General features: G+C 60.4%; 20 protein-coding genes and 4 tRNA genes. 7 read left to right on the top strand and 17 right to left on the bottom strand.

The window, feature by feature from the left end:
- Positions 1-152: 152 nt before the first annotated feature.
- A complete protein-coding gene (locus IE093_RS19425) occupies positions 153-350 on the bottom strand; it encodes a heavy-metal-associated domain-containing protein (protein ID WP_189472126.1) in 198 nt (65 codons plus the stop codon).
- Positions 351-521: 171 nt separating this feature from the next.
- Between IE093_RS19425 and cueR the strand changes: the two genes are divergently transcribed.
- On the top strand, positions 522-959 hold the full coding sequence (gene cueR, locus IE093_RS19420; protein ID WP_189472124.1) for a Cu(I)-responsive transcriptional regulator: 438 nt from the start codon (positions 522-524) through the stop codon (positions 957-959).
- 141 nt (positions 960-1,100) lie between these two features.
- On the opposite strand, the gene groL is transcribed toward cueR, so the two are convergent.
- The 3 genes from groL to IE093_RS19405 all read right to left on the bottom strand — a co-directional run bounded on the left by groL (position 1,101) and on the right by IE093_RS19405 (position 3,818).
- Positions 1,101-2,741 carry a chaperonin GroEL gene (gene groL, locus IE093_RS19415; RefSeq protein WP_189472122.1) on the bottom strand — a complete coding sequence of 547 codons (1,641 nt, stop codon included), beginning with the start codon at positions 2,739-2,741 and terminating at the stop codon, positions 1,101-1,103.
- A 59-nt stretch (positions 2,742-2,800) separates the two neighbouring features.
- Positions 2,801-3,094 carry a co-chaperone GroES gene (locus IE093_RS19410; RefSeq protein WP_189472120.1) on the bottom strand — a complete coding sequence of 98 codons (294 nt, stop codon included), beginning with the start codon at positions 3,092-3,094 and terminating at the stop codon, positions 2,801-2,803.
- A gap of 214 nt (positions 3,095-3,308) precedes the next feature.
- Entirely contained in the window at positions 3,309-3,818 is a 510-nt protein-coding gene (locus IE093_RS19405; protein WP_189472118.1) for an FxsA family protein, read from the bottom strand.
- A gap of 165 nt (positions 3,819-3,983) precedes the next feature.
- Here IE093_RS19405 and IE093_RS19400 point away from each other — a divergent pair, with 165 nt between their 5' ends.
- Positions 3,984-4,745 (top strand): SDR family oxidoreductase, encoded by a 762-nt coding sequence (locus IE093_RS19400; protein ID WP_189472116.1) that lies wholly within the window; start codon positions 3,984-3,986, stop codon positions 4,743-4,745.
- Positions 4,746-4,855: 110 nt separating this feature from the next.
- Here IE093_RS19400 and IE093_RS19395 read toward each other — a convergent pair whose 3' ends face one another.
- Positions 4,856-5,122 carry a ComEA family DNA-binding protein gene (locus IE093_RS19395; protein ID WP_189472115.1) on the bottom strand — a complete coding sequence of 89 codons (267 nt, stop codon included), beginning with the start codon at positions 5,120-5,122 and terminating at the stop codon, positions 4,856-4,858.
- A 221-nt stretch (positions 5,123-5,343) separates the two neighbouring features.
- Between IE093_RS19395 and pyrF the strand changes: the two genes are divergently transcribed.
- A complete protein-coding gene (pyrF, locus tag IE093_RS19390) occupies positions 5,344-6,045 on the top strand; it encodes an orotidine-5'-phosphate decarboxylase (RefSeq protein WP_189472113.1) in 702 nt (233 codons plus the stop codon).
- Positions 6,046-6,071: 26 nt separating this feature from the next.
- Here pyrF and lapB read toward each other — a convergent pair whose 3' ends face one another.
- The 3 genes from lapB to IE093_RS19375 are packed head-to-tail and all read right to left on the bottom strand — an operon-like array spanning position 6,072 to position 7,891.
- Positions 6,072-7,253, bottom strand: coding sequence for a lipopolysaccharide assembly protein LapB (gene lapB / locus IE093_RS19385; RefSeq protein WP_189472111.1), 1,182 nt, complete (start codon positions 7,251-7,253; stop codon positions 6,072-6,074).
- Complete coding sequence (locus IE093_RS19380; RefSeq protein WP_189472109.1) at positions 7,254-7,559, bottom strand: LapA family protein; 306 nt, start codon at positions 7,557-7,559, stop codon at positions 7,254-7,256.
- 35 nt (positions 7,560-7,594) lie between these two features.
- Positions 7,595-7,891, bottom strand: coding sequence for an integration host factor subunit beta (locus IE093_RS19375; RefSeq protein WP_016415515.1), 297 nt, complete (start codon positions 7,889-7,891; stop codon positions 7,595-7,597).
- Positions 7,892-8,104: 213 nt separating this feature from the next.
- Here IE093_RS19375 and IE093_RS19370 point away from each other — a divergent pair, with 213 nt between their 5' ends.
- Both IE093_RS19370 and IE093_RS19365 read left to right on the top strand, forming a co-directional pair.
- Positions 8,105-8,398 carry an FAD assembly factor SdhE gene (locus IE093_RS19370; protein ID WP_189472107.1) on the top strand — a complete coding sequence of 98 codons (294 nt, stop codon included), beginning with the start codon at positions 8,105-8,107 and terminating at the stop codon, positions 8,396-8,398.
- Entirely contained in the window at positions 8,358-8,777 is a 420-nt protein-coding gene (locus tag IE093_RS19365) for a protein YgfX (protein WP_189472105.1), read from the top strand. The genes IE093_RS19370 and IE093_RS19365 overlap by 41 nt, the downstream gene beginning before the upstream one ends.
- Here IE093_RS19365 and nadB read toward each other — a convergent pair.
- The 8 genes from nadB to IE093_RS19325 form a co-directional block, all read right to left on the bottom strand.
- Complete coding sequence (gene nadB, locus IE093_RS19360; protein ID WP_189472103.1) at positions 8,744-10,336, bottom strand: L-aspartate oxidase; 1,593 nt, start codon at positions 10,334-10,336, stop codon at positions 8,744-8,746. The genes IE093_RS19365 and nadB overlap by 34 nt on opposite strands.
- Positions 10,317-11,483, bottom strand: coding sequence for an FUSC family protein (locus tag IE093_RS19355; protein ID WP_189472101.1), 1,167 nt, complete (start codon positions 11,481-11,483; stop codon positions 10,317-10,319). The genes nadB and IE093_RS19355 overlap by 20 nt, the downstream gene beginning before the upstream one ends.
- A gap of 44 nt (positions 11,484-11,527) precedes the next feature.
- A tRNA-Leu gene (locus tag IE093_RS19350) sits at positions 11,528-11,614 on the bottom strand.
- A gap of 34 nt (positions 11,615-11,648) precedes the next feature.
- Positions 11,649-11,722: transfer RNA gene (locus tag IE093_RS19345), tRNA-Cys, on the bottom strand.
- A 25-nt stretch (positions 11,723-11,747) separates the two neighbouring features.
- Positions 11,748-11,822: transfer RNA gene (locus IE093_RS19340), tRNA-Gly, on the bottom strand.
- Between the two features lie 69 nt (positions 11,823-11,891).
- Positions 11,892-12,440: a CDP-diacylglycerol--glycerol-3-phosphate 3-phosphatidyltransferase gene (gene pgsA, locus IE093_RS19335; protein ID WP_189472099.1), complete on the bottom strand. Its 549-nt coding sequence runs from the start codon at positions 12,438-12,440 to the stop codon at positions 11,892-11,894.
- 61 nt (positions 12,441-12,501) lie between these two features.
- Positions 12,502-14,316: an excinuclease ABC subunit UvrC gene (uvrC, locus tag IE093_RS19330; RefSeq protein ID WP_189472097.1), complete on the bottom strand. Its 1,815-nt coding sequence runs from the start codon at positions 14,314-14,316 to the stop codon at positions 12,502-12,504.
- 6 nt (positions 14,317-14,322) lie between these two features.
- On the bottom strand, positions 14,323-14,973 hold the full coding sequence (locus IE093_RS19325) for a response regulator (RefSeq protein ID WP_189472095.1): 651 nt from the start codon (positions 14,971-14,973) through the stop codon (positions 14,323-14,325).
- 241 nt (positions 14,974-15,214) lie between these two features.
- Here IE093_RS19325 and IE093_RS19320 point away from each other — a divergent pair.
- Positions 15,215-15,290 (top strand) — tRNA-Ala (locus IE093_RS19320).
- A 78-nt stretch (positions 15,291-15,368) separates the two neighbouring features.
- On the opposite strand, the gene amrS is transcribed toward IE093_RS19320, so the two are convergent.
- Positions 15,369-16,475, bottom strand: coding sequence for an AmmeMemoRadiSam system radical SAM enzyme (gene amrS, locus IE093_RS19315; RefSeq protein ID WP_189472092.1), 1,107 nt, complete (start codon positions 16,473-16,475; stop codon positions 15,369-15,371).
- 887 nt (positions 16,476-17,362) lie between these two features.
- Between amrS and IE093_RS19310 the strand changes: the two genes are divergently transcribed.
- On the top strand, positions 17,363-19,306 hold the full coding sequence (locus IE093_RS19310) for a S8 family serine peptidase (protein ID WP_189472090.1): 1,944 nt from the start codon (positions 17,363-17,365) through the stop codon (positions 19,304-19,306).
- Positions 19,307-19,320 lie beyond the last annotated feature (14 nt).

Raw genomic sequence — 19,320 nt, 5'->3', positions numbered from 1 at the left:
ATGCTCATGCCTTGCGCATGGCTGACCTGGATCGTGGCGCGTTCTTCGATGCTGAGTTCTGAATAGGCCATGGAGGCAACACCTTACCGGAATGGTCAGGTGTTGCACTCAGTTTCTGCGGCCAAGGTGTCTTACCTTCGGCCCCCTCATTACTACGCCTGCTCGTTGGGATAACCCGCTTCCTCGAGGACAGCAGCAATGGCTGCCGAATCGGCGGTGCTCTCGACCGTTACCAGTTGATTGTCGAGATCGATTTCCACAGTGGCGTTCGTGTCCAGGCTCTTGACGGCAGTCGTGACGGTCGAGGCGCAGTGACCGCAGGTCATCTTGGGAACATTGAATTTCGGCATGGATCCTTCCTCCATTGGTGTTGGGAATTTTCAGCGTAAAGCTTCCCATTGTTGGAAGGTCAAGAGTATTCTTCTTATTGTAAAGTCACAGTGATGCTCAAACCTCCAGAGGCTGGTGGGCGGAAGACCATGGATGAGGATACGAGCGGATCGATAGACAGGAGCTAACTGATGAATATCGGGCAGGCAGCGAAAGCATCCGGCGTTTCCGGCAAGATGATTCGTTATTATGAAGATGTCGGTCTCATCCCTCGGATCAGCCGGACAGATTCAGGCTATAGGGACTTTAGTGAAAAGGATGTCCATATACTGCGCTTCATCTCACGGGCGAGAAGCCTCGGGTTCTCGGTGGAGCAGATGTATAACCTGCTCGCACTGTGGCAGGATCGAAACCGTGCCAGTTCGGATGTGAAGGCGGTGGCCCTGGCGCATATCGACGAGCTTGATAGCAAGATCAAGAAGCTGCAGGACATGCGCGAGACCCTGCTTCACCTGGCGAATCATTGTCACGGTGACCATCGCCCTGACTGTCCGATTCTTGGCGATCTTGCTGCGGAGGCCCAAGAGTTGGAGGATCAGCGGGCCGGGCAAGAGCTACCCGAACCCTAGCCACGCTAACCTGCTGGATTATCAAAGAAAAACCCCTGTATGCCGGGAGTCGTCGACCTCCCGCCATTCAGGGGTTCTTTCCGCTTGCCTGGGAGCGATCCCTTAGGACCGCTCCCGGCAATCAGCTAGCTGGGTGGCGATTTACATCATGCCGCCCATTCCGCCCATGCCGCCCATGTCAGGGGCACCGCCGGATTCCTTCTCTTCCGGATCCTCGGCGATCATGCACTCGGTGGTGATCATCAGACCGGCCACGGAACCGGCGGACTGCAGCGCGCTGCGAGTCACCTTGGCCGGGTCGATGACACCCATCTCGAACAGGTCGCCGTACTCACCGGTCTGGGCGTTGTAACCGAAGTTACCTTCACCTTCCTTGACGCGGTTGAGGATGACGGAGGCTTCCTGACCAGCATTGGCCACGATCTGACGCAGCGGGGCTTCCATGGCGCGCACGGCGATGGCGATGCCGTGGGTCTGGTCTACGTTGTCGCCCTTGAGATCGGCGATCTTGGCCAGCACGCGCACCAGAGCGGTACCGCCACCAGGCACGACACCTTCTTCGACAGCGGCGCGAGTGGAGTGCAGGGCGTCTTCGACGCGAGCCTTCTTCTCCTTCATCTCCACTTCGGTCGCGGCACCCACGCGGATCACGGCGACACCGCCGGCCAGCTTGGCGACGCGCTCCTGGAGCTTCTCGCGGTCATAGTCGGAAGAGGTTTCCTCGATCTGGGCGCGGATCTGGTTGACGCGCGCTTCGATGTCGGCCTCGGCACCGGCACCATCGATGATGGTGGTGTTTTCCTTGGACATGGTGATGCGCTTGGCGCTGCCCAGGTGGTCGAGGTTGGCCTGCTCGAGGGTCAGACCGACTTCCTCGGAGATCACGGTGCCGTTGGTCAGGATGGCGATATCCTGCAGCATGGCCTTGCGGCGATCACCGAAGCCCGGTGCCTTGGCGGCGGCGACCTTGACGATGCCGCGCATGGTGTTGACCACCAGGGTGGCCAGGGCTTCGCCCTCGATGTCTTCGGCGATGATTGCCAGCGGCTTGCCGGCCTTGGCGACGGCTTCCAGCACCGGCAGCAGTTCGCGGATGTTGGAGATCTTCTTGTCGACCAGCAGCAGGTACGGATCTTCCAGTTCCACCGCCATGGTGTCTTGGTTGGTCACGAAGTAGGGCGACAGGTAGCCGCGGTCGAACTGCATGCCTTCGACGACTTCCAGCTCGTCTTCGAGGCCACGGCCTTCGTCGACGGTGATGACGCCTTCCTTGCCGACCTTCTGCATGGCGTCGGCGATGATCTCACCGATACGCTCGTCGCCGTTGGCGGAAATGGTGCCGACCTGGGCGATGGACTTCTGCTCGGTGCAGGGCACTGACAGTTCGCGGATTTGCTCGACAGCGGCGATCACGGCCTTGTCGATACCACGCTTGAGGTCCATCGGGTTCATGCCGGCGGTCACACCCTTCATGCCCTCGGTGATGATGGCCTGAGCCAGCACCGTGGCGGTGGTGGTACCGTCACCGGCAACGTCGGAAGTCTTGGAAGCGACTTCCTTGACCATCTGCGCGCCCATGTTCTCGAACTTGTCCTTGAGTTCGATTTCCTTGGCCACGGACACGCCGTCCTTGGTCACGGTCGGTGCGCCGAAGGACTTTTCCAGCACCACGTTGCGGCCTTTCGGGCCCAGGGTGGCCTTGACGGCGTTGGCGAGGAGATCGACGCCACGGGCCATGCGCTTACGGGCATCGTCGGAGAACTTGACCTGTTTTGCTGCCATTTTTGATCTTCCTACGGTTAGTTCGTGAAACTTGAGCAGTCAGTGCAAGGAATTCAGGCTCAGCCTTCGACCACGGCGAGAATGTCGGACTCGCTCATGATCAGGACCTCTTCGCCGTCGATCTTCTGCTTCTCGACGCCGAAGCCTTCCTTGAAGATCACGGTATCGCCGACTTTGACGTCCAGCGGACGCACTTCGCCGTTGTCGAGAATCCGGCCGTTACCGACGGCGAGCACTTTGCCACGAGTCGGCTTTTCCTGGGCATTGCCCGGGAGCACGATGCCGCCTGATGTTTTCTGCTCTTCCTCAACGCGACGGACGACGACGCGATCGTGCAAGGGACGGATGTTCATTGCTCACGTTCTCCTGATGGTTTGCTGTGTCATGCATTTGTCATGACGGGTCCATACCAGCTCCGGAAGTGGACCTCCCGGATCGAAGGCGATTGCCTTTCTTGTCAATGGCCACAAGCATGCGCCTGTTGGCCGAAGAGTGTCGCTAGCCCCATCAGTGGGGGCTACTCAAGCCCTTTCAAGGCCTGCCGATAAAAAAATTATGCGTTGTTCGTCACCGATGTGGCTCGTCCTTGGAGATGAAGTCGCCTTCGAGCGGCTGGTGACGGGAATCATCTCCTTCATGGGAAGCGCGATGCTCGTCCGGCGTGTCGTCATGTGGGGAGTGCCAGTCGTTGCCTGATGTTTGGCCATGGCGGTAGTGGAAGCCACGGATAAGGATGTTGGTCCGTGCCAGCAGCTTGCCCAGCAGGCGTCGGGCATTGGGGATCAGGCACATGAAGCCCAAGGCATCGGAGAGAAAGCCTGGGGCCATCAATAGCGCGCCACCGAAGATCAGGGCCGCACCGGTCAACAGTTCGTCGGATGGCAGCTCGCCCTCGGCGAGACGTTGTTGCGCGCGTTGAAGCGTTGCCATTCCCTCGCGACGAATCAGATGCAGGCCGATGAATCCGGTTGCCAGTACCAGCAGCAGCGTGATCAGGAGTCCGATCTGACTGCCGACGGCGAACAGGACGACGAAATCGAGCAGGGCGAAAAACGTGAAAAGCAACAGGAACGGCATGATGCCTCCGCGGATCAGAACTCCTGATTAAATGGTGATAAGCGATGCGATTTCAACCGCTATTTGCCCAATTGGTCGTGTTGGGCGCAGGGGTGTGTCGTGCTATATTTGACATGTTGCGGTGCACAACGCTGCTTGATATGGAACGAAACCCGAGGAACTGACATGCAGATGGACAAGGCGGTGATCGCCATCACGGGGGGAGCGCGCGGGTTGGGGCTTTCCATGGCGCGTCTACTGGGAAAGAAGGGAGCTCGCTTGGCGTTGTTGGATCTGGAGCGGGAATTGCTTGATGTTGCCATCGGCACCCTGTGTGATGAAGGCATCGAAGCCAGAGCCTATGCCACCGATGTTGCCGACGAGGCATCGGTCGCTCAGGCCTTCGCTGACATCGCCGCAGAGATGGGGTCGGTCACTGGCCTGGTCAATAATGCCGGTATTACTCGCGATGGCCTGCTGGTCAAGGTCAAGGAGGGCAAGATCGAGAAGACCATGTCGCTGGCCCAGTGGCAGCAGGTCGTCGACGTCAACCTGACCGGTGTGTTCCTGTGCGGCAGGGAAGCGGCCTGCCAGATGGTGGAATCCGGCCAGGGTGGTGTGATCGTCAATATTTCCAGTATTTCACGTGCTGGCAACATGGGACAGAGCAACTACGCGGCGACCAAGGCCGGTGTGGCGGCACTGACCGTCACTTGGGCCAAGGAACTGGCGCGCCATGGCGTGCGTGTGGGTGCGGTGGCGCCGGGTTTCATCGAGACCGAGATGACATCCGCCATGCGCCCCGAGGTATTGGAGAAGATCGCGCGCGGCATTCCCTTGGGGACGCTGGGTAAGCCGAACGATATCGCCGAGAGTGTGGCGTTCATTTTCGAGAACGACTACTTCACTGGGCGGGTGATCGAATGTGATGGTGGTCTGAGGATCTAAGGGTTTGTCTGAAAACAATCTGCACTAGGCGACTTTTCGGACAAACCCCAGGATTCAAGTATGCACCTGCCCAAGTGAAAACCGGGCTCCCGAACGGGAGCCCGGTATCATCAATACTCCACCTGGTCGCGTAGATTGGCCACGGTAGCTTCGCCAATGCCATTGACGCGAGTCAGGGCGTCGGCATCGGTGAAAGGACCGTTGGCGTCACGTTCATCGACGATTGCCTGGGCCTTGGCGCTACCGATGCCAGGCAGTTCAGCCAGTAGTTCGGCGTCAGCCGTATTGATGTTGATCGGGGCGACTTCCTGGGCCAGTGCCATGCTTGCGGTGCCGAGCAGCAGGCTCAATGCCAAGGCTTTGAGAAGTGTCTTCATGGTTCCCTCCGTAGAGTTGTCCTTTGGTTGTCGGTGCCCGCGATGGGCAATTACAAGTTATCACTAAAAAAGCAATTATTGGTTAAGAGATTGACCATGAAATGTGTAAGACATTGCCGACAAAAAGGCGACGACATCGGCTACATCCAAGGGGCAGGGAGCAGGCGGGGGCCTGTGATATACTGTGCTGACATTTTCCGCCGACAGGAACTTACTCGACCATGTCGACCGCATCACCCTTGATCGTTGCCCTCGACTACACTTCCATGGATGCCGCTCTGTGCTTGGCCGACCGTCTCGATCCGGCGCGTTGTCGTGTAAAGGTCGGCAAGGAGCTGTTCACCCGAGGTGGCCCCGATGTGCTAGAGGCCTTGCATGGGCGCGGCTTCGAGGTTTTCCTCGATCTCAAGTTTCACGATATCCCGAATACCGTGGCCGGGGCCGTGCAGGCGGCTGCCGAGCAAGGGGTGTGGATGGTCAATGTCCACGCCAGTGGCGGCAGCCGCATGATGGAGGCGGCACGCGAGCGCCTCGATCGCCATGGTTTCGACACTCTGCTGATCGCGGTTACGGTGCTGACCAGTCTGGGGGATGAGGACCTGGCCGAGATTGGACTGCCAGCATCGACCGCCGCCCAGGTCGAGCGTCTGGCACGTCTGGCGCACAAGAGTGGCATGCATGGCGTGGTGTGCTCGGCGCAGGAGTCGGCACGCTTGACCGAGATCTGCGGTAGTGACTTCCTCAAGGTCACGCCGGGGATCCGGCCAGCCTTTGCAGCGGCCGAGGATCAGCGTCGCGTTCGTACGCCCGGCGAGGCCATGGCCGCGGGCAGTTCTTATCTGGTGATCGGGCGGCCAGTGACGCAGGCCGAGGATCCCATGGTGGCGCTGGCGGCCATCGAGAAAGAGCTAGCTATCCTGTAGCGTCCGCTCTTAGGAATCGCTATCCCTTATTCCCCTTCGATACCGGTAATCGGTTTGGTCGTGCCCCAGCTACGACAACTGGGGCACCGCCAGTGGAGTTGGCTACCGGCAAAGCCACACCGTCGGCAGCGGTAGCGCGGCCTGGCTTCCAGCAAGGTATGCGTATGCCGCTTGAGGAGGTCGATGCGGGTGCGCTCCTCGCTATCGGCGCTTTGGCGGTACAAATCCATCAGATAGTCGACGCCACGCAAACTGGGCTCGGTGGCAAGCTGCTCACTGATGAACGCCATGGCTGCGTCATTGCCTTCCCTGTGTCGCAGTGTCTCGGCGAGCATGATCACTGCGCTGGTGAAGGGGGTGGGGTGAATCAGTTCGCGCAGCGACTTCTCGAGTCCATCTTCGTCGTCGAGCATCCGATAGGCATTGCGTAGCGGTTCCAGGATGATCGGGGCAAAGTCGCTGTCCTGCTGGGGAATCCGCTTGAGAATCCGAATCTCGGCCTTGTATTGGCCGGTATCGTGCTCCATCTTCGCCAGCAACCAGTTGGCGCGTACGCAGTGTTCGTCGATGGATAGGGCCTGTCGCAGGCGTTTGCGGGCCAGTGCGGGACTTGCCGACTGTCGGTCCTGCTCGGCGAGTTCGCACAGCCAATGAGCCGCGGCTCGACGAATGTCCTGGTATCGATTGATCAACGTCGGCTGGGCAACCTCAAGTGCCGCTTGCCACTCCTGTTCCTGCTCGAGCAGGTCGACCAGCAGGCGTTTGGCCGACTGTCGGATATCGTCGTCGTGGGTATCGCGGACCACACTCTGCAGCAGCCGTTCGGCGCGATCGAGCAGGCCCAGGTGCAGGAAGTCGCGCGACAGCTCGAGTTGGACCAGGCTGCTCTGGGCCGCACTCAGGGAAGGGCGAGCCAGCAGATTCTGGTGGATCTTCACTGCACGGTCGGCTTCTCCCCGCGATCGAAACAGGTTGCCCAAGGCAATGTGCGTTTCGATGGTATCGCTGTTGACCTCGAGGGCGGCCACGAAGGTCTCGATGGCTCGGTCGGGCTGCTCGTTGAGCAGGTAATTGAGGCCCACGAAGTAATCCCGCGACAGGGAGGGCTGCTGCGAAGCGGGAAGGTTTTGCCCTCTTTCGCGGCGGCCCAGCCACCAGCCGATGGCGACCGCTGCCAACAACAGGGCCAGCAGCAGGAGATCGGGCATTCAGGGGGTTTCCTTGAGCTCCTGGATCCGCAGGCGGTCGAGTTCCTTACGCTGTTGCTGGTTATGGCGCTGGGCTCTGGTCAGCATGGTACGTAGGCGCAGATAAACACCTGTCATGGCCAGCATGCCCAGCACGACACCGCACGCCAGGGCCGCCAGCAGCCAGACCGAGAGGGAAGCCGGAGGCAGTTCGACCCAGATCAGGTTGAGTGGCAGCGTCTGCTGGTTGTTGACGGCGAACAATATGCCGAGCAGTAGAACCGCCAGCAGGATGATGGCCAGGATCAGGCCTTTGAGCCAACGCATGATGGTTTCCTTTGTCGATACGGTGAAGCCCTACCTCAATAGCCGAGGGCGCGGCTGGCATTGACCTGTTCGCGCAGTTCCTTGCCCGGCTTGAAGTGTGGCACGAACTTGCCATTGAGTTCGACTGGGTCGCCTGTCTTCGGGTTGCGGCCGACTCGTGGCTCGCGATAGTGCAGGGAGAAACTCCCAAAACCACGGATTTCCACTCGTCCGCCATCCGCCAAGGCATCGGTGATGTCGTCAAGGATGATACGGACGGCGGCCTCGACTTCCTTGATCGACAGCTCTGGCTGTCGCATTGCAATCTGCTCGATCAACTCGGATTTGGTCATCGGCTTTCTCCATGCGGCGTTGCCTGACAGGTAACGGCAGTCCCGGTGTTGTTGTTTCCCCTCAGCATACTGTGTAAACCGTGATAAAACAACGCACTAGAACGACCTCCGCGTATCGATGCCGACACCGGATCGTGCGCGCCTGGATGCCTGGGGCCTGAAGCTCGGGTATACTGCGCCCACATCCACCGAGATTTCCCCCCGAGGTCAACGTTGAGCGAAGATATCTCAGCCGATGAGATTACCCGCAAGCGGCTCCATTGGCACTCCCGACGCGGCATGTGGGAGCTCGATCTGCTGCTGGTTCCCTTTCTCGAACATTGCTATGACGGGCTCGACTCCTCCGATCAGGCGGCCTATCGCGCCTTGCTCGACGAAGAGGATCAGGACCTGTTCATGTGGCTGATGCGCCGCCAATGGCCCGAGGACCCGACGCGCCGCCGGATCGTCAAGATGATCGTCGAATATGCCGAGAGCACCGGTAACGACCAATATCGTACCCTCTAGACTGGCGGGTGGCGTGCACCTCTGTGTGGCGCTGCTGATTTGCCTGTCGATGTCGTTCTACGCACCGCCGTGGCTTCTGGTCGCGGCGGTTTCGCTTCTGGCCTTCGTATTGTGGCGGCACCGGGAGCGGCCCTGGCAACTGCGGTGGGTGCCTCAGGCTGGTCGTACGGGACGCTGGCAGTACCGCGATGCCGCTATCGAACCCTGGCGCGACACGGACCTCGGGGTATCCTACCTGGGCCCTTGGCTGATCGCCTTGACGGTTGGCGATCGCCGCTGCTGGCTATGGCCGGATAGCGCCTCGCCGGAGGCATTGTATGACCTGCGGCGTATTATTCTGCTAAGTCATGCATCGCGCGATGACGCGCAATCGAGATAGCTGAACGACGGTCTTGCCGGCCCCGGGGCGTGTGCGGGGCAGTCGCGGTTGTAATGCAGGCCACGTGACTCGCGGCGTCGGCGGGCCGCGTCGACGGTGAGCTCCGCCAGGCGTGCCGCTCGCCAGATACTGGCCAATTCGTTGCTGGGGGCATGCTGTCGCCACAGATTACGACACTGCTCGACCAGTTGGTGCAAGGTGGTGGCGGCTTCTGCAAGGCCGGCATCATGGCGCACGATGCCGGCATTCCGGCTCATCTCCCCACGTATATGACGCAGTAGGTCGGCGACAATCTCAGGGTCGACCTGGCGGTTGTGCCGGGTGAAGGAAGGCGCTCGCAATGGAGCCGCGTCGTGTGGCTCGGCGGAGCGCAGTACCTGGGCGGCGGCACGGGCGAAGACCAGGCATTCCAGCAGCGAGTTGCTGGCCATGCGATTGGCACCATGCAGGCCGGTACAGGCGACTTCGCCGATGGCATATAGATGCGGGACATCGGTAGCGCCGTGATGATCGGTCGCCACGCCACCACAGCTGTAGTGAGCGGCGGGCACTACCGGAATGGGTTCGCGAGTGATGTCCAATCCCCGGGCCAGGCAGTGCGCGTGGATGGTAGGAAACAGTTCGCGCAGTGTGTCGGCTGACAGATGTGTCATGTCGAGCAGCACATGAGTGCTGTGGCTGTGCTGCATTTCGGCATCGATGGCTCGGGCGACGATGTCGCGTGGGGCCAGCTCCGCCCGAGGGTCGATCGCCGGCATGAAGCGTTGGCCGTCAAGATTCCTGAGAATTCCGCCTTCGCCGCGCAGGGCCTCGCTGATCAGGAAAGGGCTGCCCGTGGGGTCGTAGAGACAAGTGGGATGAAACTGCTGGAATTCCAGGTTCATCAGGGCGGCGCCTAGCTCGGCGGCCATGATCATGCCTTCGCCACAGGCGGGTATCGGGGTGGTGGTATGTTGGAATAACCCACTGGCGCCGCCGGTTGCCAGGACCGTGTCGTTCGCCAGCAGGGTCTCGAATTCGCCGTCGACGGTCAGACCGTAGGCGCCGCGGCAGTTTCCGCTCGCGTCGGCGATCAGTTCGATGGCGTTGACGTCCTGGCGCAGAGCGATCGCCGGGTGCCGCGTGACATGAGTGAGCAGGGTGTCGATCAGCGCGCGTCCGGTGGCGTCGGCGGCATGGATCACGCGCCGTGCCCCGTGTCCCCCTTCACGAGTGAGGTGGAAGGGGTAGGTCGCGTGGGGGCTGGGATCCGGTGTAAAAGGCACTCCCAGTCCCACCAGCCACTCGATGGCTGCAGGCCCCTGAGTGACGGTAAAGCGCACGGTCTCCTCATCGCACAGTCCGTCGCCAGCGTCCAAGGTGTCTTCCACATGGGCCTGGATATCGTCATGCGGCGAGAGTACCGCTGCGATTCCGCCCTGGGCCCAGCGACTGGCGCCATGGTCGTCGCTGGCAGGTCGCAACAAGGTGACGCGGCGGCTGTCGGCCAGTTCCAGGGCCAGGGTCAGGCCGGCAACGCCGCCACCGATGATCAGCACATCATGTTCGCTGGATGTCACGGCCACCCTCCTTCAGTTCGTCCTGGTCTTTGCCGATACCGTCCTGGGCCTTGCTGACCAAGGTGTGTCGTGCGGCACGACGGCGCAAGCGCTTGCTGGGCAGGCGACGCAGGCTGCCCAGCCGCCCGACCAGCTCCCCGGTCAGCCTTGCCAGTTCGCGATTGAGCCACAGATATCCTCCGGGACTGAACAGAGTACGTCCATCCTCGGCACGAGCTCCCTCGATCTTGCCCGCATAACGCTGGAGATCGAATGGACTCGCCTCGACATCGATGGGTTGGCCGGTGCGTACCTGGAAGGCCAAGGTGCCAAGTGTACGTGCTAGTTGGTGTTGCTGGTCACGTAACCCTTCCAGGGATTCGATGCGCTCGTGGCCGGCGCGGGTCGTCCAGTGGGTCTCCAGTAGCAGCTCGACGGTGGATAGCATGCGTCGCTGCAGGGAGATGATGTCATCGAGTTCGTCGCGCCGCAGGCGCCGTTCGCGATGAATGGCATCGATCAGGCCGCGTTGCTTGACCAGTAGAGTGCTGGTGGCTTTCAGTAGCTCCCGAGCATCGATGCTCAGTCCCGATGAGGAAGACGTGTGGGCATGGTAGAGCCGGGCTAGTTTGTCGAGGTTCTCGGCGAGCAGGAAGCGCAGGATATCGGTAGCCTTCTGCGGCAGGACCAGCATGGTCACCGAGATCCCCACCAAGGTTCCGAGTAACACGTCGAAGGAGCGCCACAAGGCGACGGACAAATCCTGATGACCGCCGCCGACTACCAGCAAGAGGCTGATGCTGAACATCAGGCCGCTATAGCCATGGCGATTGGCGAAGGTCACATAGTTGGCCACGGCAATACCGGCCAGGGTGCCCAGCGGTATCAGGCCGGGCAATGGCACTGGAAGCAGAATCAGCAGGATCCCCCAACTCGCGCCGAGCAATGTGCCCAGCAGTCGCTGACTGGCCTTATCGAGTACCCCGCCGATATGTGGCAGGTTACCCATCACCATGATGGTGCTGACCAGCGCCCAGCCGCTATGGGGAATGGGGAACAGGTGAATGATGCTGAAGGTGATTGCCAGCGCCAGGGTGATGCGCAGGACGTACAGCTTGTGGCGATGCCGGTAGTTGAAGTAAGGATCGCGCAGACGCGGCAGTTTCATGAAGGAACGTCCTGGTTAGAGGCCAGGAAAGCCGCCGATTGGATTGGTGCCCGGAGCCGGGCTCGAACCGGCACGGTGTTGCCACCGAGAGATTTTAAGTCTCTTGCGTCTACCAATTTCGCCATCCGGGCGGAGTTCGAACGGGCAAGAAAAGGGGAGTGTCAATGGAGGCTGGAGTCGGAATCGAACCGGCGTACACGGAGTTGCAGTCCGCTGCATAACCACTCTGCCATCCAGCCTCATCGAGTCGTTTTTCCATAGGAATGGAGCGGGAAACGAGATTCGAACTCGCGACCCTCGCCTTGGCAAGGCGATGCTCTACCACTGAGCTATTCCCGCTCGACTCGAGAGCGCATTATACGGATAAGTGCGTATCTGTCAATTGGTTATTGACCTGGTTGGCTGGCTTTACATCGAACGGCTCAGGTGTGGCCAGGCCGCATTCAAGTACTGGAACATCGACCACAGCGTCAGCACGGCGGCAATGAACAGGGTGACCACTCCAAGATGGGCGATGAGGGTGCCCGGCGCAAATCCCAGCAGCAGGAAGATCGACACCATCTGCAACGTCGTCTTGATCTTGCCGATCCACGAGACGGCGACACTGCTGCGCTTGCCCATCTCGGCCATCCATTCGCGCAGGGCGGAAATCACGATTTCGCGTCCGATGATCACCAATGCCGGCAGTGTCAGCCAAATGGCTTCGTAGCGTTCGATCAGCAGTGCCAGTGCCACGGCAACCATCAGCTTGTCGGCCACCGGGTCGAGAAAGGCGCCGAACGGGGTGCTCTGGTCCCAGCGCCGGGCCAGATAGCCGTCGAGCCAGTCGGTGATGGCTGCCAGTGCGAACAGCAGGGCGGCCAGGAGCATGCTCCAGGAGAAAGGCAGATAAAAGACCAGCACTAGCAACGGTATGAAAGCGATCCGCGCCAGGGTCAGAATGTTGGGGATGTTCATGGGTGTACCGCTTGTCCTTGCCGGTGGTCGAGAGGGGCTATTCTATCCCCCTTGAGCGCGATCATCCATGCAGTGCCTGGTGGATCGCCGTTGCCAGGTTGGCGCTGATGCCGGGGACGCGGGCGAGTTCCTCGCGTGTGGCTTGTCGTACGCCTTGCAGGCCGCCGAAGAAACGCAGCAGTTCGCGGCGGCGCTTGGGGCCGACACCGGGGATGTCCTGCAGGCTCGATGTCCGGCGTTGCTTGTCGCGTCGAGCGCGGTGGCCAGTGATGGCGAAGCGATGAGCTTCGTCGCGGATATGTTGGACCAGATGCAGTGCCGGAGAGCCGCTGTCCAGGTTCAGACTGCGATCGACGGTTTCGACGAACAGTGTTTCCAGGCCGGGCTTGCGAGTGGTGCCCTTGGCGACCCCAAGTAGCTGCACGTCGCTGACGCCGAGCTCGACGAAGACCTCGCGTGCCATGTTGAGCTGGCCCTTGCCGCCATCGACCAGCAGGATGTCGGGACGCTTGCCTTCTCCGCTTGCCAACCGCTTGAAGCGACGGGTCAGTGCCTGGCGCATGGCGCCGTAGTCGTCGCCGGCGGCGACGCCCTCGATGTTGAAGCGGCGATAGTCCGACTTGACCGGCCCTTGCTGGTCGAAGACCACGCAGGAGGCTACCGTGGCTTCACCGTGGCTATGACTGATGTCGAAGCACTCCAGGCGCTCGGGTGTTTCCTCGAGAGCCAGGGCTTCGCGCAATGCCTCGAAACGTCGCGACAGTTGCGTCTGGTTGGCAAGCTGGCTCGCCAGGTACTGCTCGGCATTGGTGCGTGCGAGTTGTAGCCACTGGGCGCGGTGGCCACGCACCTGGTGTGCCACGCGGATGCGCTTGCCGGCCTGCTCCGACAAGGCGGCCTGCAGTAGGGTGGCGTCGGGCAGGGGGTGGGAGGTGAGCACCTCCTGGGGTGGTTCGCGGCCCTGGCCGAGATAGAACTGGCTGACGAATTCTCCCAGCAGAGCTTCGGAGCCCAGGTCGAGTTCGTTGTCGGGGCTGTGATGACGGGCGCCCAGCATGCGGCCCTGGCGCACCGTGACTACCGAGATGCATAGGCCTCCCGGGCGTTCGGCCAGAGCGAAGAGGTCGGCGTCGCCGGCATCGGTGTCGACGATCTGTCGCTCCTGCAGGCGGCGAAGTTGTTGGATCTGGTCGCGCAGCCTGGCGGCTTCCTCGAACTCGAGAGCCTGGCTGGCGGCTTCCATCCGCTCTGTGAGCTGGGAGGTGACCTGCTCGCTCTTGCCTTCCAGACACATCACCGCGTGCTCTACGTCGCGTCGGTAATCCTCTTGGCTGATATAGCCGACACAGGGCGCGCTGCAACGCTGGATCTGATACTGCAGACACGGGCGCGAGCGATTGGCGAAGACGCTGTCCTCGCAATTGCGAATACGGAAAATCTTCTGCATCAGCGACAGACTCTCGCGCACCGCGCCACTACTGGGGTAGGGGCCAAGGTAGCGACCATCGTCGCGTCTGCTGCGGGCGCGTTTGTGTTCCAGGGCCGGGTAGGGATGGCGGTCGCTGACGAATACGAACGGGTATGACTTGTCGTCGCGCAGCAGGATGTTATAAGGCGGTCGCAGCTCCTTGATCAGCGCCTGCTCCATCAATAGCGCTTCGGTCTCGCTACGGGTAACCGTGACCTCGATATCGGCAATACGTGCCACCAGGGCCTGGGTCTTGGTGTTCAGTGCACCGCGAAAGTAGCTGGCAAGGCGGGCCTTGAGGCGCTTGGCCTTGCCAATGTAGAGCGTATCGCCCTGGTCGTCGAGCATGCGATATACGCCGGGCGCCGCGCTTACGGTCTTGAGAAAATGCTTGGCGTCGAAAGTCATGGATGATCAGGCTTCTTCACTTCGATAGCCGTCCACCAGTCCATGGCGCAATCCCAGATGGGTCAGCTCGACGTCGGAATGTACGCCAAGCTTTTCGAAAATACGGTAACGGTAAGTATTGATTGTCTTCGTGCTCAGGAACAGGTGGTCGGAAATTTCGCTGACCGTGAGACAGTTGACGATCATCAGGGCGACTTGCAGTTCCCGGTGCGACAATACGTTGAATGGGTTTTCCTGGGAGTCCACCTTGGCCAGCACCACTCGCTGGGCGATCTCGGGACTGATATAACGCTGCCCGTCGAATACGGCGCGAAGCGCGGACACCATGACCCCAAGCTCCGTGCCCTTGCTGATGAAACCGCTGGCACCGGCATTGAGCAGGCGTTCAGCAAAGTTCTCCTCGAGAAACGCCGTCAGCACCACGACCTTGATATCGGCCATGCCTCGGGTGATCTTGCGAGTCGCCTCCAGGCCGCTGACACCGGGCATGCGGATATCCATCAGCACGATATCGGGACGGTGCTTGCGTGCCATGGCAATGGCTTCCTCACCGTCGGCGGCTTCGCCGACGACGGAAAAACCGTCTTCAGCGTCCAGCATGCGAGCGATGCTGGTGCGCACCAAGTGATGGTCATCTGCGATAAGGACCTTGATCAAGGGTGCTCCCGGTTAGGCTTTCATTACATTAGGTATAAATGACCTAAGCCGTTAAGCTTAGCGTCGATTGCCCCCTCTAATCCAGCATTGGCATGGTTACGACATTTTCCTATGCTCGTGGCGCAATGCAAGTACTTGACCTGGTGAATAATGTTGCGTATATTGCGCTTCGTCTTCGGGGCGGCACATGCCCTGAAGAGTGTGGCAACATGCCGTCGTTACCGACATGTGGCATGGTCGTGGGGCCTTAGCTCAGCTGGGAGAGCGCAACACTGGCAGTGTTGAGGTCAGCGGTTCGATCCCGCTAGGCTCCACCAACAAGTTTAGTGGAATCAGCCGCCTGGAGTCTTCACTCGGGCGGCTTTTTCGTGTGGCGCCGAGAAGCTCATGGAGCCTCAGAAGGTAGGGTTGTCGTCAGTGGCGAGATGTATAGGCACGCGGCGGCGTCCCCAGTGCCCGGGCGGGCCTGCGAATACACCGGCGCAGCGAGTACCGCATTGCCGGCAATGGTCGTCTTCGGTGAGGTTCCACTCCGACAGGGCGTGCCAATCCCGCTTGATCAAGCGCTCCCCGCAGTGGTGGCAATAGGTACTGCCGCCGGTGGGGTCGTGCACATTGCCGGTGAAGGCGTAGCGCACTCCGTTGGCCATGGCGATTTCCCGTGCCCGGCTCAACGTGGCGATTGGAGTGCACGGTTTGTCGCGCATCTTCCAGTCCGGATGAAAGGCTGTGAAATGCAGCGGCACGTCCGGGCCAAGCCGGTCCGTCACCCAGCGGCTCAATGCCTCGATTTCTTGTGGGGAATCGTTTTCACCCGGGATCAGCAGAGTGGTGATTTCGAACCAGACGTCGGTCTCGTGACGCAGGTACTCCAGGGTTTCCAGCACCGGTCCCAGGCTGCCGCCGCAGATATTGCGGTAGAAGCCTTCGGTGAATGCCTTCAGATCGACATTGGCCGCGTCCATATGGGCAAAGAATTCCCGTCGGGGCGCGTCACAGATATAGCCCGCAGTGACGGCCACCGAGCGTACGCCGCGCTCGCGACAGGCATCGGCCACATCCATGGCGTACTCCAGGAAGATCACCGGATCGTTGTAGGTATAGGCGACACTATGGGCACCCCAGGCCACGGCGGCCTCCGCCAGCGTCCCGGGGCTTGCGGCGTCGGCCAGGGTGTCCATCTCCCGGGACTTGCTCATGTCCCAGTTCTGACAGAATTTGCATGCGAGATTGCAACCCGCAGTACCGAAGGAGAGTACCGCGGTTCCGGGAAGGAAGTGGTTGAGTGGCTTCTTCTCGATGGGGTCGATGCAGAATCCGCTCGAGCGCCCATAAGTGGTGAGTACGACCTGATCGCCTTCGCGGGCGCGAACGAAGCACAGTCCTCGCTGGCCTTCGCGCAACTTGCAAGCGCGCGGGCAAACGTCGCACTGGATACGCCCATCGTCAAGCGTGTGCCAGTATTGCGTCGGAACGACCGAACTTTCGAATCCGATTGCCATGATCGTTGACGGGCAGTACCCGCTTTTCCGGCAATTGGGCCCCGCGGCACCATGCACGCGGGGTGAAGACTAGCTTCCGCTTTCAGGCTGCGCGTACGCTTGGCGCCTGTCAAGCACACTCATCAAGCGTCGACGCGTCCCAACAGCAGGAATTCCAGCAGTGCCTTCTGGGCATGCAAACGGTTGCCTGCTCCTCTTCCTTTCCTTGCCCATCGAGGCCCACACGTCGGTCGTGATCAGGTCGGCACCGCTTGCCGCTTGCCTCTTGCCGCTTGCCGCTTGCCGCTTGCCGCGGTATCGCTTATCGGATTGAGATATTTTCTTGAACTCATTTTTCATAAATATTCTTGTGTGGCCCAGCGTGTTCTTTATTAGTCTGAAAAAAGAAAATGAGAAGCTGATGGGGTCATTAATTGGTGCGGCGTTTCTTTCTGCTTGCGAATGAAATAAATATGCCGTGAAGCGGAAATAATATTTCTGTCATACCCGATCATAGTGAAGTGAGTGTGTCGTAGTGTGTTTCGTTGACATTATCAAGTGGTGCCCGGTGTCATTGTTCCGGTACATGGCATGATTTGGTCCCGGGGGCCCGGTTTTTCAACACCATTGCGCTTGAAACGTGTCTCGCCAGGTTAAGGCGAACCCAATCCTCGACTGATGATGGGGGCCAACAGTAAGGAGAAAGGCTTTTCAGTCTCCGTCCATGAAAGTTTGATAATTGTCGCCGGGATTTTCCGAGCTGTAGAAAAATCGTCGTGATCTGGCAACAGGAGTCTTGGCGAGAAGGCCTTGCCGCGTCAGTTGCCCAATTGTCATGTAAAGGGTGGCCCAGATATTTCCCCAAGTTCACACGAACTGGGCACTAGTGGTGCACAACGGAGGTCCCGATGGACGAAATCAAGCTCAAGCGAGGCAGTCGCGACGTCATTTTCCGGAAGTTGCCCCACCACTTTGCCGTCCGGCTCAAGCAAGGCAAGGCCTCCAGCGATGCCGCCCTGGAATCAGCCTGCGGTGCGCCCAAGGCCGAAACCCACCATATCGATTCGGCGACTGTCGAGAAAATGGATGTCTTTGCCGTGCGGGATGCCAATCAGTTGGAAGGCACCATGGACGAGCTGCGCAAGGCTCCGCTCAGCGATGTCGTGACCCACCTTTACGCGCTGGACGACACCCCCGGTGGTGGGGCGATTCCCACTGGCACCATGACGCTTCAATTCAAATCCGACGTGAGCCGGGAAGAGCGGGAGAGGGTTCTGGAGACATTCGGCCTGGAAGTCCTGGAGGAGCTGGATTTCTTGCCCAATGGCTATACGGTGAGGCTCACGGACGCTTCCACCGAGAACCCCCTCAAGATCGCCGCCAAGCTCCAGTCACGCCCGGAGATCGAGGTGGCTGAGCCGGATCTCAGCGTTCAGATCTCCTTCAAGCATATACCCGCCGACACCTTGTATCCCCAGCAATGGCATCTCAAGAACCGGGGTGACCGCATAGGGTTGACCGCAGGTGCTGATGTCAAGGCGGAGGAGGCCTGGGACCATACCCGAGGGAGTCGAGATATCGTCATCTGCATCATGGACGATGGCTTCGACCTCGAGCACTCCGATTTTCAGGTATCTGGCAAGATCGTGGCGCCCCGCGACTTCGGTGATGAGGATTTCGACCCGAGCCCGGGACTCGAGGACGACAATCACGGTACCGCCTGTGCCGGCGTGGCTATTGCCGAAGAGAACGGGGGCGGGGTAGTGGGACTGGCGCCGCGTTGCGCGTTCATGCCGATACGCACTTCCAGGTGGATTTCGGATGAGTCCATCAAGACGCTCTTTCAGTATGCCATCGACCACCACGCCGATGTGATCAGCTGCAGCTGGTCGGCGGGGGCCTGGAATTTTCCCCTGTCGGCCAAGATGCACGGCATCATCCGCAAGGCGGCCACCCAGGGCAGGCGAAATGGCCGAGGGTGCGTGGTCCTGTTTGCGGCCGGCAACGAGAGTCGGCCGCTGGACGGGGAGAAGGACGGCCAGGTGTCCCATCAGGGGTTCGCCATGCATCCCAACGTGATGGCGGTGGGAGCCTCTAACAGTCTGGATAAGCACTCCTCGTACAGTAACTTCGGACCGGAACTTGCCTTCTGTGCTCCCTCCAGTGGCTCTCCCGGACGGCGGATCGTGACCACCGATCGTCGCGGCGTCAGGGGCTATTCTGCCGACGATTACACCCTCGGGTTTGGCGGCACGTCGAGTGCCACTCCCCTGGCGGCAGGCCTGGCTGGCTTGATCCTCGCACTGGACCCCGACCTTGGCTCAGCCGAGGTCAAGCGGATCATGATGGACACGGCCGACAAGATCGATGAATCGAACGGCGATTACACCGAGGGGCACTCCCCCCTTTACGGGCACGGTCGCATCAATGCCGGGCGGGCGGTGGGCCTGGTCACTGGCGAGAGCGAGGCAAGACTGCCTCGGGTGCTGTATATGGAGCATCGGGTCAACCGGTCCATTCCCGATCAAGGGGAGATAGACGACATCATCACCTTTCCCCTGGAGGTTGACTGCCGGGAGTTGGAAGTCAATGTGCAGATCCGCCATACCTGGCGCGGTGACCTGAGGGTACTCCTGATGTCCCCCCAGGGCGCGGAGATCCTCCTGGTCGACCGGACAGGGGGAAGTCAGGACGACATCACCCTCAGCCTTCGCTCCAGCGACGACCCCGGATTGTTCAGTACCGTCCTTGGGGCATCGGCGAGTGGTGAATGGCGGCTGAGAGTCATGGATATGGCCCGACAGGATGTGGGGGTTCTGGCCAGGTGGGGATTGGCGGTGACCTATGGCTAGACAGGCGCGAAATA

Origin of the sequence: Litchfieldella qijiaojingensis (genome assembly GCF_014651875.1) — a bacterium.
Taxonomy (GTDB): Bacteria; Pseudomonadota; Gammaproteobacteria; order Pseudomonadales; family Halomonadaceae; genus Litchfieldella; species Litchfieldella qijiaojingensis.
This window is presented reverse-complemented; position numbering and strand designations above follow the sequence as displayed.

Excerpts from the sequence above, each read along its gene's own strand:
- IE093_RS19425 (WP_189472126.1), bottom strand. The coding sequence starts at position 350 with ATGCCGAAATTCAATGTTCCCAAGATGACCTGCGGTCACTGCGCCTCG.
- cueR (WP_189472124.1), top strand. The coding sequence starts at position 522 with ATGAATATCGGGCAGGCAGCGAAAGCATCCGGCGTTTCCGGCAAGATG.
- groL (WP_189472122.1), bottom strand. The coding sequence starts at position 2,741 with ATGGCAGCAAAACAGGTCAAGTTCTCCGACGATGCCCGTAAGCGCATG.
- IE093_RS19410 (WP_189472120.1), bottom strand. The coding sequence starts at position 3,094 with ATGAACATCCGTCCCTTGCACGATCGCGTCGTCGTCCGTCGCGTTGAG.
- IE093_RS19405 (WP_189472118.1), bottom strand. The coding sequence starts at position 3,818 with ATGCCGTTCCTGTTGCTTTTCACGTTTTTCGCCCTGCTCGATTTCGTC.
- IE093_RS19400 (WP_189472116.1), top strand. The coding sequence starts at position 3,984 with ATGCAGATGGACAAGGCGGTGATCGCCATCACGGGGGGAGCGCGCGGG.
- IE093_RS19395 (WP_189472115.1), bottom strand. The coding sequence starts at position 5,122 with ATGAAGACACTTCTCAAAGCCTTGGCATTGAGCCTGCTGCTCGGCACC.
- pyrF (WP_189472113.1), top strand. The coding sequence starts at position 5,344 with ATGTCGACCGCATCACCCTTGATCGTTGCCCTCGACTACACTTCCATG.
- lapB (WP_189472111.1), bottom strand. The coding sequence starts at position 7,253 with ATGCCCGATCTCCTGCTGCTGGCCCTGTTGTTGGCAGCGGTCGCCATC.
- IE093_RS19380 (WP_189472109.1), bottom strand. The coding sequence starts at position 7,559 with ATGCGTTGGCTCAAAGGCCTGATCCTGGCCATCATCCTGCTGGCGGTT.
- IE093_RS19375 (WP_016415515.1), bottom strand. The coding sequence starts at position 7,891 with ATGACCAAATCCGAGTTGATCGAGCAGATTGCAATGCGACAGCCAGAG.
- IE093_RS19365 (WP_189472105.1), top strand. The coding sequence starts at position 8,358 with ATGCCGAGAGCACCGGTAACGACCAATATCGTACCCTCTAGACTGGCG.
- IE093_RS19355 (WP_189472101.1), bottom strand. The coding sequence starts at position 11,483 with ATGAAACTGCCGCGTCTGCGCGATCCTTACTTCAACTACCGGCATCGC.
- pgsA (WP_189472099.1), bottom strand. The coding sequence starts at position 12,440 with ATGAACATCCCCAACATTCTGACCCTGGCGCGGATCGCTTTCATACCG.
- uvrC (WP_189472097.1), bottom strand. The coding sequence starts at position 14,316 with ATGACTTTCGACGCCAAGCATTTTCTCAAGACCGTAAGCGCGGCGCCC.
- amrS (WP_189472092.1), bottom strand. The coding sequence starts at position 16,475 with ATGGCAATCGGATTCGAAAGTTCGGTCGTTCCGACGCAATACTGGCAC.
- IE093_RS19310 (WP_189472090.1), top strand. The coding sequence starts at position 17,363 with ATGGACGAAATCAAGCTCAAGCGAGGCAGTCGCGACGTCATTTTCCGG.